This window comes from Methanoregula boonei 6A8 (assembly GCF_000017625.1).
In the GTDB taxonomy this organism is placed as follows: domain Archaea; phylum Halobacteriota; class Methanomicrobia; order Methanomicrobiales; family Methanospirillaceae; genus Methanoregula; species Methanoregula boonei.
Genome location: NC_009712.1, coordinates 1,602,293 through 1,615,300, shown reverse-complemented (window position 1 = coordinate 1,615,300; position 13,008 = coordinate 1,602,293). Strand labels below are relative to the sequence as shown.

Annotated in this window: 16 protein-coding genes; 5 read left to right on the top strand and 11 right to left on the bottom strand. The window is 52.7% G+C overall.

The window, feature by feature from the left end; translation table 11 throughout:
* Positions 1 to 23 precede the first annotated feature (23 nt).
* The 4 genes from MBOO_RS13940 to MBOO_RS08070 all read left to right on the top strand — a co-directional run bounded on the left by MBOO_RS13940 (position 24) and on the right by MBOO_RS08070 (position 1,621).
* On the top strand, positions 24 to 182 hold the full coding sequence (locus MBOO_RS13940) for a hypothetical protein (protein ID WP_157677642.1): 159 nt from the start codon (positions 24 to 26) through the stop codon (positions 180 to 182).
* 200 nt (positions 183 to 382) lie between these two features.
* Positions 383 to 655, top strand: a complete 273-nt coding sequence (locus MBOO_RS08080; RefSeq protein WP_048068387.1) for a hypothetical protein — start codon at positions 383 to 385, stop codon at positions 653 to 655.
* Positions 656 to 787: 132 nt separating this feature from the next.
* Positions 788 to 1,120: a hypothetical protein gene (locus MBOO_RS08075; RefSeq protein ID WP_012107099.1), complete on the top strand. Its 333-nt coding sequence runs from the start codon at positions 788 to 790 to the stop codon at positions 1,118 to 1,120.
* Between the two features lie 39 nt (positions 1,121 to 1,159).
* Positions 1,160 to 1,621, top strand: coding sequence for a phosphate-starvation-inducible PsiE family protein (locus tag MBOO_RS08070; protein ID WP_012107098.1), 462 nt, complete (start codon positions 1,160 to 1,162; stop codon positions 1,619 to 1,621).
* A 311-nt stretch (positions 1,622 to 1,932) separates the two neighbouring features.
* Here MBOO_RS08070 and MBOO_RS08065 read toward each other — a convergent pair whose 3' ends face one another.
* The 7 genes from MBOO_RS08065 to MBOO_RS08030 form a co-directional block, all read right to left on the bottom strand.
* Positions 1,933 to 3,120 carry a phosphoglycerate kinase gene (locus tag MBOO_RS08065; protein WP_012107097.1) on the bottom strand — a complete coding sequence of 396 codons (1,188 nt, stop codon included), beginning with the start codon at positions 3,118 to 3,120 and terminating at the stop codon, positions 1,933 to 1,935.
* 197 nt (positions 3,121 to 3,317) lie between these two features.
* The gene (locus MBOO_RS08060) at positions 3,318 to 4,394 is read right to left on the bottom strand and encodes an alkene reductase (protein WP_012107096.1); all 1,077 of its coding nucleotides are present in this window, start codon (positions 4,392 to 4,394) and stop codon (positions 3,318 to 3,320) included.
* Between the two features lie 76 nt (positions 4,395 to 4,470).
* A complete protein-coding gene (locus tag MBOO_RS08055; RefSeq protein WP_012107095.1) occupies positions 4,471 to 5,610 on the bottom strand; it encodes a glycosyltransferase family 4 protein in 1,140 nt (379 codons plus the stop codon).
* A complete protein-coding gene (locus MBOO_RS08050; protein ID WP_012107094.1) occupies positions 5,592 to 7,046 on the bottom strand; it encodes a glycoside hydrolase family 57 protein in 1,455 nt (484 codons plus the stop codon). The genes MBOO_RS08055 and MBOO_RS08050 overlap by 19 nt, the downstream gene beginning before the upstream one ends.
* A gap of 213 nt (positions 7,047 to 7,259) precedes the next feature.
* Positions 7,260 to 7,499, bottom strand: a complete 240-nt coding sequence (locus MBOO_RS08040; RefSeq protein ID WP_012107092.1) for a winged helix-turn-helix transcriptional regulator — start codon at positions 7,497 to 7,499, stop codon at positions 7,260 to 7,262.
* A 27-nt stretch (positions 7,500 to 7,526) separates the two neighbouring features.
* The gene (locus tag MBOO_RS08035) at positions 7,527 to 7,874 is read right to left on the bottom strand and encodes a hypothetical protein (RefSeq protein ID WP_012107091.1); all 348 of its coding nucleotides are present in this window, start codon (positions 7,872 to 7,874) and stop codon (positions 7,527 to 7,529) included.
* Between the two features lie 401 nt (positions 7,875 to 8,275).
* A complete protein-coding gene (locus MBOO_RS08030) occupies positions 8,276 to 8,683 on the bottom strand; it encodes a hypothetical protein (RefSeq protein WP_012107090.1) in 408 nt (135 codons plus the stop codon).
* Positions 8,684 to 8,884: 201 nt separating this feature from the next.
* Between MBOO_RS08030 and MBOO_RS08025 the strand changes: the two genes are divergently transcribed.
* A complete protein-coding gene (locus MBOO_RS08025) occupies positions 8,885 to 9,391 on the top strand; it encodes a type 1 glutamine amidotransferase domain-containing protein (RefSeq protein ID WP_012107089.1) in 507 nt (168 codons plus the stop codon).
* 328 nt (positions 9,392 to 9,719) lie between these two features.
* Here MBOO_RS08025 and MBOO_RS13935 read toward each other — a convergent pair whose 3' ends face one another.
* The 4 genes from MBOO_RS13935 to MBOO_RS08010 all read right to left on the bottom strand — a co-directional run bounded on the left by MBOO_RS13935 (position 9,720) and on the right by MBOO_RS08010 (position 12,846).
* Complete coding sequence (locus MBOO_RS13935) at positions 9,720 to 9,905, bottom strand: hypothetical protein (RefSeq protein ID WP_157677641.1); 186 nt, start codon at positions 9,903 to 9,905, stop codon at positions 9,720 to 9,722.
* 314 nt (positions 9,906 to 10,219) lie between these two features.
* Positions 10,220 to 11,002, bottom strand: a complete 783-nt coding sequence (gene msrA, locus MBOO_RS08020; protein WP_012107088.1) for a peptide-methionine (S)-S-oxide reductase MsrA — start codon at positions 11,000 to 11,002, stop codon at positions 10,220 to 10,222.
* A gap of 28 nt (positions 11,003 to 11,030) precedes the next feature.
* Positions 11,031 to 12,131 (bottom strand): redoxin domain-containing protein, encoded by a 1,101-nt coding sequence (locus tag MBOO_RS08015; RefSeq protein ID WP_052291907.1) that lies wholly within the window; start codon positions 12,129 to 12,131, stop codon positions 11,031 to 11,033.
* 7 nt (positions 12,132 to 12,138) lie between these two features.
* Positions 12,139 to 12,846: a cytochrome c biogenesis CcdA family protein gene (locus MBOO_RS08010; protein ID WP_048068385.1), complete on the bottom strand. Its 708-nt coding sequence runs from the start codon at positions 12,844 to 12,846 to the stop codon at positions 12,139 to 12,141.
* Positions 12,847 to 13,008 lie beyond the last annotated feature (162 nt).

The window sequence follows — 13,008 nt, the reverse complement described above, 5'->3', positions numbered from 1 at the left end:
TACTAAAGAGGGGGTGATCGGTTATGATGGCTCTCAAAACAAGCCTGGAACTTATACACATTTGTGCGACCCACGCATCTGCGGAAGTGCGCAGGGCAGCAATTTTAGAGTATCTCTCCCGGCACCCTGAGATTGACCGGAATGAACTCCTGACTATGATGCCGGAAATGCCGGTTGCCTGAATGGTGCATACCCGGTCCGGTTAGTAAAAAAAATTACGGTGCCCATCCGGTCTTTTTTCGTGGTCCCCTGAGCCAAGGGGATTTTACAAACGGCCTGTCCGTGATGCAGGAGACCGGTCCTGGCGGTAATACATTTTTCTTTCCCCCACAAGCCTTGTATTTATACATTGTTTTATCAGCAGGCAGCGGGAGTATTGCCTATGTCACCACACCACGATCCCAAAACACATACCCGCGACCCGCAGTCGCACCGCGGTTCATCCGCCGGGCAGGACCAGGAACGCAACAGGGAAGGGGAACGCCACCACCCCGCAAATCCTCCCCATGCAGCCCACCACCCGCAGGTAAAACCGGTGCTTTCTCCCCGGCATGATGCCCATTCCCGTCTCCATGGCGACGAGCTCCCGGCCCATACCAACCCGCCTTCGACCATCAGGCCCTCAAAGAAGATGACACAGACCGGGCAATCTTAACATTGTGTGCCTTTCCCTGGCCGGACCGGGGCCCCGTATCAGAGGGTGACAAAAGAAACGCTCCTTTTTTGGATCTCCCAAAAGGAGCATGCAGGGACTGTCCCAAACCGCAGTAAACGAGATGAGAAACGTATGTTACGACCAGAAGATGTTGAAACGATCCTGACAACACACGACCTGTCCGTGTATCTGAAAAAGATGGTACAGACTGATGACCGCAAACTAAAAATTGACATTGACTATGAATCGGGAGAACTCTTCATCAACTGCCCGGGCTTTTCCGGGGGTCTTTCCGTGAGGGCTGATCCCTTCGGCGTATGGGTGATAAGCGAAGTGATCTCGCAGAATAATGACGGGATTTTTACCCAGACCGGAAAACTCCACAAGACCGAAAAGACCATCACCGTGCTCCGGGCTGTTGCGAGTTGGATCCGGGACCTTGAAGAGAGTACAAAAAATACCTAAAGAGCGTCTTTTGGGAAAGGGTCGTATGAGGTATACCTGATGGATATCATAGATGCTGTCGAAAAGTTTGAGAAAGTTATCTATGCCGGCCTGATGTTCATGCTGATTGCCGTGATCATTGTCGCTATCGTAGATCTCGGGTATTTCCTGGTTTTATCGCTTGCAACCGGCAACTCTGCCCAACTGGAAGCTCACGAGCTTAATGCTGTGCAGGAGGTGATCTCGGTGCTTGGGTCCTTCCTTCTCATCCTTATTGGAGTGGAATTGCTCGATACCATCAAGGCGTACTTCCGGGAAAAAGAGATCCACGTGGAGATCGTTCTTATCCTTGCAATTATTGCGGTGGCACGGAGTGTGATCCTGCTCGATCCAACAGGCATGAGTGGGATCGAGTACGGGATTGAACTGATGGGAATAGGCGTTATCGTGGTAGGTCTTGGGGCAGGCTATTACCTGATCAGGAAAGCGGGACTGGTTCTTACCGCGAGCCACCAGCGTTGAGGGGACCTTGAGGTACATGAGGATTTCCCACGATGAGCTCCCGGAAAAAGTCCGGCTCAGCATCTGAAGTATAAAAACGATGTTTTGCTCTGGAGAAACGATCCATTCAGAGGTAAACGATAACCAGAAGATCTAAGGTACCAGGCCTCCCGGTTCCGTCAGGTCTTGTGCAGGTTGTCATTTTTCTTTTGGATTCTGCAATCCGGATTTGACTGTGACCTGACCGCACGACCGGGAACGTTACCCGAAAATCCCCTCATCCTCCGTTTCTCTTGTGCCTGATGCGGAAAAAATCCCAAAAATGATGAATATCACTCCTTGTCCGCCAGGACCGCTATCCCGGGCAGTATCTTTCCCGAGAGGAACAGGAGGGTTGCTCCTCCGCCGGTTGAGACATGGGTCATTTTGCCGGAAAGCCCGAGCTTTGTCACGGCCTCGGCCGTTGAACCACCCCCGACTATCGTCATAGCATGGAGATCTGCAAGAGCCGTGGCAATGGATTTTGTCCCTTCGGAAAACTGCGGGATCTCAAAGACCCCCATCGGCCCGTTCCATACCACAGTCCGGCAGTTTTTGAGCTCTTTTGTAAACTCCGTAATGGTCTGGGGCCCGATATCCGCTATTATGCTATCGGCGGGGATCTGCTGTGCGCTCACCCCCCGGGCAATGGCACCGGTTTTTAGTTTTTCCGTGACAATTACATCCTGTGGAAGCAGGATCCTTACACCAAGGGCTCCTGCTTTCTGCATAATCGCCCTGACTATTTCCATCTTGTCCGGTTCCACAGGAGAGATTCCCGCATCCCAGCCCTGGCCCTTTAAAAACGTGGCACTCATCCCGCCCCCGATAAGGATGAGATCCACTTTGGAAATGATATTTTCCAGAATTCCGATCTTCTCCTCCACTTTTGCCCCGCCCATGATGGCTGCAAAAGGCCTCCTGGGGTTCTCAAGAAGACTGCCGAGTCTCTCGATCTCCTTTTCCATTAGGAGACCGGCTACGCAGGGAAGATACGCTGCCAGTCCTACAACCGATGCGTGTGCCCGGTGGCTTGCGCCAAAGGCATCGTTAACAAAGAGATCCGCCAGACTGGCAAGTTCACGGGCAAAACCGGGATCGTTCTCTTCATCGCCCGGGTAGAACCTCAGGTTTTCCAGGAGGATGATCTCGCCGTTTTCCATGCCGGATACAGCCCGCTCAACTTCGGGTCCGATCGCCTCCCTGAGCGGCTTGACCGGCCTTTGCAAGAGTTCTGACAGTCGCCGCGCTACCGGCTCCAGTCTCAGGTGCCCATCTACCCTGCCCTGCGGCCTGCCGAGATGGGAGCAGAGGATGATCCGGGCCCGGTGATCGATCAGATAGGTGATCGTGGGAAGACAGGCCCGGATCCGGGTGTCGTCTTCGATCGTACCGTTCCGGTCCATGGGCACATTGAAATCAGCCCTCACGAGCACCCGTTTCCCATATACCTCTTCATCCTCCACCGTCTTTTTCTGCATGGTTCTTTCCCTCCTGACCTGTCCGGACAAACAAGACAGGTATTGTATCTTCTGTTGTTTTTTTGTGCCAAACGGGAATATATCATGACAGGGTTCTGTGAGGTCTGGCCGGTTGTCAATTTTTTTTTAAAAGAAAAAGAGAACCGGACTGCAGACAACCTGGCAGAACCTGGACAAAAATCCCGGAAAAACCGGTCTTACTTTCCCAGTGCAGGGTAATCCGTGTACCCCTTTTCCTCACCGGTATAGAACGTTGCCGGGTCTTCCGTGTTCAGCGGTGCACCTCTCTTGAAACGCTCGGGAAGATCCGGGTTTGCAAGGAACAGGGTGCCAAATGCCACAAGGTCTGCAAGGCCGTCTTCAATTACCCGGGTTGCGCTCTCTTTGTCGTACCCCCCGTTCAGGATCAGGGCCCCGTCGAATTTCTTGCGGATGAGCGGGGCCATCTGCGCATCCGGGCTTACCTCCCCCAGTTTGCCGCCGACCGGTTCAACAAGGTGAATGTACGCGATGCCGAGTTTACTGAGCCGGTCTGCCAGGTGCCCGAAAGTTTCCCGGGGGTGCGTGTCCGACATTGCATGGAGGTTGAAGTGCGGCGAGATCCGGTAGCCTACCTTTTTTGCACCCCAGACCGCAACTACCGCTTCTGTTATCTCTATGGGAAGACGTGCCCGGTTTGCAAGGCTTCCCCCGTACCGGTCGGTACGATGGTTTGAACCGTCCCGCAGGAACTGGTCCAGCAGGTACCCGTTTGCCCCATGGATCTCGACGCCGTCAAACCCCGCCTCTTTGGCATAGGCTGCGGCGTCCTGGAACTCATGCACGATCTTTGGGATCTCCGTAAGCCCGAGCGCCCGTGGGATGGGGATCATCATCTTTCCCAAGGGCGTGTGAATCACCTCGTTGACCGGGAGGGCAGAGGGCGCAACCGGGAGGCCACCGTCGAGAAAATCCGGGTGCGACACGCGGCCCACGTGCCAGAGCTGGATAAACATCTTTCCCCCGGCCTGGTGGACGGCAGAAGTTACCTTCTTCCAGCCGGCAACCTGCTCATCCGAATAAATCCCGGGCGTCCGGATAAACCCCACGCCCTGCGGGCTGACCTGGGAACCTTCAGTGATGATGAGACCGGCCGCTGCCCGCTGGACATAGTATATGACCGAGAGCGGACCCGGGACATTGCAGTCGATGGCGCGGCACCGGGTCATCGGCGCCATTATCATCCGGTTTGCAAGCACGAGGTCACCTAAAACGTACGGGGAGAATAAACTCATAGGATTCCCTCATTCTTACCTGCGATCGAACGGTATACGTATCCTGACGCGTGAAACGAGCGCCCATCCATGGGGTTCACCCGCATGCCCGCGAATAGGTGTCTGCCATACGGCGTGCGATCGGGCTCCAGAGGAACTGCCGGTCCACTTTTGCCCGTCCCCTCCGTCCCCGCACCTGCGCTGTCGTGGGATCGTCGATCATCGCACCGATTCCCCATGCAATCGAATCCGGTTCCGGCTGCACCTTGATGCCGTTGACAAACGTGTCGATGTTCTCGGAAAGGCCGCCGACATCACAGGCCACCACCGGTTTTTCCGCGCTCCATGCTTCGAGCAGCACAAGGCCGAACGGCTCGTTCCTGCTCGGGATGACCACGAGGTCGCAGGCATTCAGGAGCCGGATGTATTCAGAGTCCGGGATATACCCGACAAAATTGACGGGAAGGTCCCGTGCCCGGTCCTGGAGATACTGCCGCATCCCGCCGTCCCCGGCCACAATCACCTTTGCATCCCAGCGGTCGTGGCACACCTTCCGCAGAGCCTCGATAAACAGGTCCGGGCCTTTCTGGTATACGAGACGGCCGATGAAAAGGATCAGGGGCGCATAGGGATGGATCCCGTATGCCCGTTTCACGTCCCCGGGATCGATACTGGCCCGGTACTGTTGCGGCACGATACCGTTTGGCACCACGTCGCATTTCCAGTCAGGGATATTATAGAGCTGCATCACTTCCCGTTTCATGACACTTGAGACCGCGGTCACCTTCTTTGCGATAAGCCCGCCATACCATTCCTTGCCGGAGATCTCCTTATACTCCCACCAGTCGCCGTACTGGTTCCCGTTCCTGCCGTACTCCGTGGAATGGAATGTAAGGATGGTATCCCGGTCCTGAAGCCGGTGGAGCGCCTGCACGGGATGCCAGTCATGGAAGTGCAGGATATCAAACTTTTCTTTCCTGTCGGACTGCCGGAACTGGTCGACCATCTGGTTGCTCATGTCCTCGCAGTACTGCACGGTGTTGTTCCCCTGGGGCCTGCAGTAATGATACGAGACGCCATTGATCTCCTGGTCTTTTGTCCATCCCCGGGTAAAGAAATGCACGGTGTGATCTTTTGCAAGGCTCTCTGCAAGCCGTGTTGCCGCACTCGCGAGCCCCCCTACGCGTTCGGCATAAAGCGATTCCCAGCAGAAAAATGCTACGTTAAGTGACTCCATAGCAGTTTCCTCCTCTCGTCAAGTATCGTAAAGAGCTCCTGCCGGTCTGTAATGCCGTTGATCTCCCCGGATAATTTCTGGTCTGAAAGGACATGTTCGATCCAGTGCGCGATATCTCCCCGCTCCTGGTGGTAGGCGATCGAATCTGAAGGTACTACCTTGAGCAGACTGCAGAACTGGTCGAGGCTGTATGCGGCATACCCGACATAGCCTGAGGGCGAGGCGAAATGGAACGCCTCTTCCGGGGTCAGGGTCCGCAGCGTCTTTGCCGACCGCTTGTTCTTCATGAACCGGACCTCCCGTTTCTCAAAATCAGCAAGAACGGACATGTACGTCTTAAATGCGTCCTCTGCCTCGTGGTGGCTGAAATAGTTGTGCACTTCGCCGCAGGTCCCGTACTTGGAGGCCATGTAATAGAAGTGGTCGCTTGTCTGGAGGTACCGCCAGATGGTCTTATCCTTAGCAAACGCAGCTGCTTTCTGGATGGCCGAATAAGCCGTATGCTGCCGCTCGTTTCCCATCCACGCCGACACATCCTTTTCAACATCTGCCCAGGAGATAGTGTCCACGACATCAATCGTGCCGACCGGCGGGTAACGTTCCAGGACTTCCGTGGGAAGTATTGTCCTGACTCCCCGTTTTTCTAGTTCTTCAGGAAGGTAGGAGAGGAAATTGAAGATCCCGGTCTCTTTCCAGAAATGCTCGCCAAAGGTCTCGTAATCAAGGAAGATGTTTACCACGTCACCCGTTGTACCGCTGATCCAGCCGGCATAGGTATCCGCAGTCAGCGGGTACTTGTCCCAGCCCTGGTTGCCAAACCGGAACGCGATATCGTCGGAGAGCTGGACGTCGCGGAGGAGGACGGGCAGATCGTTGCAGGAATAGATATGGTGCGGGCTGCGCCAGTCAAGGATCCGGTCTACTCCCTCGGTGAAGATCCCGGCATATCCCATCTTCTTTACGCAGGAGGCGATCTGGTTGTTGAACGTGAACTCGGTATTCTCAAAGACATTCGGACGGGTCTTAAACTGATCGTACATCAGGTCGGCATGCATCCCGGCCTGCTCGATGAATTCCGATTTATCGCCAAAACAGCCGGCAATGCTGTGGTAGTATGTCTGCCCGAGGATCTCGGAATTTTTATGCCGGGCAACCTGGTCAAAGAGGGACAGGACATCAGGCTTCCACCGTTCCAGCTGTTCGATAAGCGTACCGGAAAAGGAGAACGTACAGCAGAATCCTTCGTCCAGTTTATCCAGGATGATCCGGGTGGCCGGCAGGTAGCATTTTTCTGCCACCCGTTCCAGAACCTCACGGTTGAGTTCGTCAAAATAGAGTGCCTCCAGATCCTTTTCCTTCTTCTTTGGATCCGGTGAGAAGTGCCGGTTGAGCCTGAATGGCTGGTGCACTTCAAATCCGATACAGACCTCTGGCATGTTTTTGCCTCCCTACCTGCTCTTTTTTTACCTGGTGCCTGTTCCTCCCGCTTTTTGCATGAGTGAGTTTTAATCCGGCCAAGCGGGGGAATTTTTTTTTAATTATCCTGACCTTCTTTTGGGAGATATAATAGAAGCTTTTACGAAAATCAGATTTTGAAACAAGGTTTGAAACTATTGAAAAAAAAGAAAATAACCCGGGCGGAGTCCGGATCACTGCCTGGCTTCCCCGGTTTCCTGCGGGGAAGGAACCGGGTACTGGTAAATGACCTGACGCATGTCCTGCAGGTTCATCTTCCGTATGAGGAGCTTTTTTTCTTTGAGTTTTTTTAACGCATACCGTACTGTCCTTGGGGAATAGGCTATTTTTTCTGCAATCTCCTTGTGGGTCATGGCACCACCGGTGCCAAGGATCTCAAGGACCTTTTTTTGTGATTGAGGTAATAACTCCATAATTTCACACCTCTTTTTTTTCAGGTATCAGCTGCAGCTCGCGCCGCATGTCCCCTCGTTCTGGTCTGATGCTTCCTTGTCAGCCAGGATATGGGGGAGGCTTTTTTTAATAAAATCATCGATCGTTTCCATTGTCCCCCAGGATTCCGCGAGATACGCATCGGAGTTATCGGGGTCGGGCAGGATAAGCACATTTCCCTCCTGGTTTGGCCCGGATATGTACTTCCTTGCGGTATGCAGGTTGTGCACGCCCTGCGCCTTTCCTTTGGGGATCCTTGCATAGATGATCCAGTAGGTCTGTTTGTCGGTCGCGCTGACATAGACCTCGTAGTCCTGCTCGAATTTTTTTAAAAGTTCCTGCGTTTTTTCCTCCATGGGCGTCACCTTTTTTTCCTGCATTTACCCTGGCGGGAATTAGTTCCCCGGGCTATTGTGTTTTTTTCACAGGAGTGAATCCTGACTGCTTTCTGGTTAGAGACAGGCCTTTTATAGCACCTCGCCTGAAAAACAGGTTTTGAAACAAATTTTGAAACACAGGAAAAGAATATTAAAAAAGAGGGAAAACCTGCCGGTTTTTTCTTTAAGAAATAAACAATGGATTGTTACCTGTTGCGAGGGGACTTTCAGAGTTTTAGAAACCCGTCCTTGCGTTTTTTTGTACCTGACGCTATTTTTGTTCTCCGGCGGTCCTGTCAGGTCTCAGGCAGGCTGTCACGTTTCTTTTGTGCGATCAGGTCCAGAACGGCTGACAACCTGACAGACCCCTTTTGCAGTCCCTAATATTCGTCCTGCGGTTTTGATATCACAGCTTCTTCTGTCTCGGGCTGAAGCAGGGCAAGCGCTTCCCGGACTTTTTCCCTTATTCCGGGTTTTTTGTAATCCTGCAGGGAGTCCAGACTGGCAATAACGCCTTCTTCGATAAGCGCCTCTGTTGCCCCGGCAGCCGCAATGGCGGTAATAATCTGCAGTGCTGAATAGACGATGTGCTCGTTTTTTTCCTGCAGCATATCCCTGATGATCGTTATGCCTCCCTGACGAATCAGCTCATCCGGTCTCCAGTCATCGTCTTCGGTGCTTACGGCAAGGGCTTCAATTGCAGCCTCTTTTCCTTTCCTGCCGTTATCCGAAAGCCGGGCCAGCAGGTCCGAAATAAGGTCCTGTTCAACACGCAGTGTTTCCGTCATCGTCTCTCCTGTCCGGGTCTTGTATGGTGCGCATCATGGCCGGACCCGATGGATGATACTAAACCTCATAGGTAAAAAACCCATTGACCCTGGCAAAATCCGCAGGGGAAAACTGAGTACGATGAATGCTTTTATCTGGGAAAACGGCACTCGTTCACGTAATCCTTACCGCAACAGCGGTCAGGGGCAGGAGGTGAAGTATTGAAAAAGATTGCAGTTATTCTTACGGATATGTTCCAGGATGTCGAATATCAGCGGCCGGTGGATGCGTTCAGGAATGCCGGGCACACAATCGTGCACGTGGGACTGGTTGCGGGATCCACGGTGAAAGGGGAATACGGGACCCCGGTACTGATTGAGAAAGCTGCCCGGGACGTCACGGCAGACGATTTCGATGCACTCTTTATCCCGGGAGGGTACTCGCCGGACCGGCTCCGGGCCGATGCCAATGCAGTACGGTTTGCCGCAGATTTCTTTGAGAAAAAGAAACCGGTGTTTGCGATTTGCCATGCGGCCCAGCTCCTCATTACGGCCCAGGTTCTCAAAGGACGGAGGGTCACCGGCTGGATGTCGCTTGTCCAGGATATCAGAAATGCCGGGGCGGAATATGTCGATAAAGAGGTTGTCGTAGACGGGAACCTGGTATCAAGCAGGAAACCGGCAGATATCCCTGCATTTATCCGCGAATCGCTTGCGAAACTTTCCTAGTACCCTGTTTTTATTTTCGCTGTTCACCCACGTATATTTAAAAATGTCACTCAGTCAACTTTGAAAAAAGTAAAAATGAATACCCTTCTTGGCCGTCGTCATTACAGCCCTGAAAGGGCTGCCCTCAGTGGAACGTCATTCGCTCATGCATCAAGGCTGCCCCCCCGAGGGATGGCGGCTTGCCGCTGTCCCTCTCTCGGCTCATATAGAATAACTGTCTGGACTGGGGACTGGGCTCATATAGAATAACTCACAGCAATAATATATCAAAAATTAGACAGAAAGAAAAGAAATGGCTTGATCGAAATTCAACGGAATTATTTCGGTTTTATTGTCCCCATTTATGCTTAATTGGGACAAGTTTGTCAGCTGTTAACAGCCCAGAACTTTTTTTAGTCTTCTTTGGACGGGCGCGAACATTATGATATTTACCCGTTGTCATATCTTTTACAGTTTTTTCTCCATTGCGGCATTTAGCACTGGCTTCTTTTTCACTGTCATAAGGTTTTCCCATTTTTAATCGATTTCCTTTAGCAAATCATGATATATAGCATTTTCTTTATGTAATTTCCTTAAAAATAAGATAATGCACATTGGGATTATAGATGAAGATTAACAAAAGCAATCCTCAAAATTGGGACTAAAAACTTTTTTACTATTTTCACAGTCAACAATGTGTTATAAAAAAAAGTATCCCAAAGGCCGTGTAAAGACTTCAGGTGTTCAGCATTGAGCCTGTGGCAGGGAAAATATGTCGCCACCTTCAGGCTTTATAATGCCTGTTATTATATCGCCCGGAGAACTGGCTGAATTCCTGACCCACATCAGTTAAGTTCCCTGCAGGAGCTGGTCCAGTTTTTTCCGGTCAAACCCGAAGATGAAGGTATCATCGATCTGGACATAGGGCGAACCGAGGTGGCCGGTTTTTTCCATGACAAGCGTCCTTGCCCTCTCATCTGCGGCGATATCGATCTCGGTGAATTCCACATTCTTCGATTTTAAGTATTCCTTAACCGCACGGCAGCCGGAACATCCCGGTGTCGCGTAGACCCGGACAACGCGGGGTTTACCCCAGAGTTTCCTGATGAATGATTCGCGGCCGGACAACGCCTTGTACTGCTGGTATCTCCCGGGATTTTTCTTATCATAGTCCTGGTGGTATTCCTCGGCCGGGTAGAAATTCGTGTACGGCCGGATCTCTGTTGCAACAGGGTGTGCAAACTTTCCTGAAGCCTCGACCTTCTTTTTCGATTCTTCTGCCTGCCGTTTTTGTTCGTCGTCGTGGTAGAATATGGCGGTTTTGTACTGCGACCCCTTGTCCGCGAACTGCCCTGCCGGATCGGTCGGGTCTATCTGCTTCCAGAACGTGTCAAGGAGAGTATCATACGGGATCCTATCCTCGTCATAGGTCACCTGCACCGATTCGAGGTGCCCGGTCGTCCCGCCCGAAACCTCCTCGTAGGTCGGGTTCTCCTTTTTTCCGCCTGCGTATCCCGATACCGCATCGATCACACCGTTGAGCGCCCGGAACGGCGGCTGCATGCACCAGAAGCATCCGCCGGCAAAGGTCGCTTTTTTTACGTTTTTTCCCGTTCCCTGTTTTTCATCCATGGTACTCTCTCTCCTGGTTCTAATGTTCTCACCCAAAGGTAAATGTGTACGCATTCAGGCCCGGCTCCGGGATATCGAGCTCCAGCGTATGTGTCCCATAACCGGATCCCTGCACAAGGGAGTACAGCCGGTCTGCCTGGATCGTGACGGTCCCGTTGGTAACATCAGGACCTGCCAGGTCAGTGACCGGTTTCCCATCAAGCAGGACCTGCACGGCCGTGGCATTGTCCGCACTTGCAACGAAGTAGACGTTTTTTGCCTCGTACGGGAACACGATGCTCGCATTCCCGGTGTTTTCTGCGTACTGGTCGGCAAAATCCCATGTCCCGGACAGGTACAACCCGTTGAGCTGTACCTGCGCGGGAATCACAAGGGTCTGGAGCCCGGTCACTGATGAGTTCCCGTTTGCCAGGTACTGGTTGCGTGCTGCACCAAAGTACGTCTCCGGGCTCCCAACCGCAGAAAAGTTTACCGCAACTGCATCTGACGGGACACTGGTCGTGTTTGAGATGGTGATATTGAGGCCGAGTGCCGCTGCCCGTTCCCTTAAGAGGTCCTGGATCTCGGCCTCGGTCTCATTGTAATCGCCCTCGCCGATATGATGGTACACGATGAAGCCATCGATGTCGACAAGGTAGTCCTCGGGCCAGTACTGGTTCCCGTACGAATCCCAGGTCGCGTAGTTGTTGTCGAGCACAACGGGGTACTGGATACCAAACTTCCGGACTGCCATCCTGACATTGTTGATGTCGTGCTCGAACTGGAACTCAGGGGTATGGACCCCGATGATCTCGAGGCCCTGGTCATGATATTCTGAGTACCACAGGTTCAGGTACGGGATCGTGCGCTCGCAGTTGATGCAGCTGTACGTCCAGAAGTCCACAAGGATAACATCCTTTCCGACAAGGCTTGCGATAGTGATATTGTCGACGTTTACAAACCCCGACGGCTCTGCAATCTCCTTTGCGTACGGGTACAGTTTCGCCTTTTCTGCGTTTATTGCGGTCCTGTTCCCCGGCGCTACTGCTGTTCCGGTAAAAGACCTGTTGGGGGAAAGCGGCGTAAGGACAATGATGGCCGCTGCGATGAGGATGAGCGCCCCGATAAGTGCCAGTGTTCTTTTTTCCATGGTTTTTTCAACTCCCCAGAAGGAACCCGTTGAGCTCCGGCAGGTTTGCGATGAGCGAGAGCGTCTGCGTGAAGATCAGGATACCGATAACGATCAACAGGATGCCAAAAACGATATTGACGTAATGCAGCACCCGGGAATATTTGCTGATCCAGCCCACTGCCTGCGATGCAAACAACCCGGTAATAATAAACGGCACGCCAAGCCCTGCCGAGTACGCAAGGAGGAGGGTGAACGCAACCGTCGGTTCCGTTGCGGCAAGCCCCAGGATTGCCCCGAGAGCTGCCCCGACGCAGGGGGTCCACCCGGCAGCAAAAGCGACACCGAATACAAACGAGGTAAGGTACTTCGATTTTATCCCGGTCACAGAAAACTTGTGCTCCTGCTCGAGCCAGCCGATCCGGATCAGGCCGACCAGGTAGAGCCCAAAGAAGATGATGATAAGCCCCCCGGCTCTCGACAGCCAGAGCTGCACACTGTACGTAACAGAGTTCAGGATCGTACTTAAGAGGACCCCAAGGAGGGCAAAGACAATCGAGAAGCCGGCGACAAAGAGGAGGCTTGCAAGGACGATGTCCCAGCGTTTTCCCGATCCCTCCTTCACCGAAGTCCCGGCAAGATAGATGAGAAAACCCGGTACGAGAGGCAGGACGCAGGGCGCAAGAAATGAGACGATCCCTGCAAGGAATGCGACAAGGTAGGACACGCCGGCCATGTATAATCTCCGAAATTATCCGGGACAGTTTCCAGTACACCCTTACGGCACGGTATTCCCGTTGTTATCGTTCCGGGATCCGGACCGGGTGAATTATCATATCCCAGGTATTGAAAAAAGGGATTCTAATAGAAATTTTCCTTAAGAAGCAATTTTTGAAAC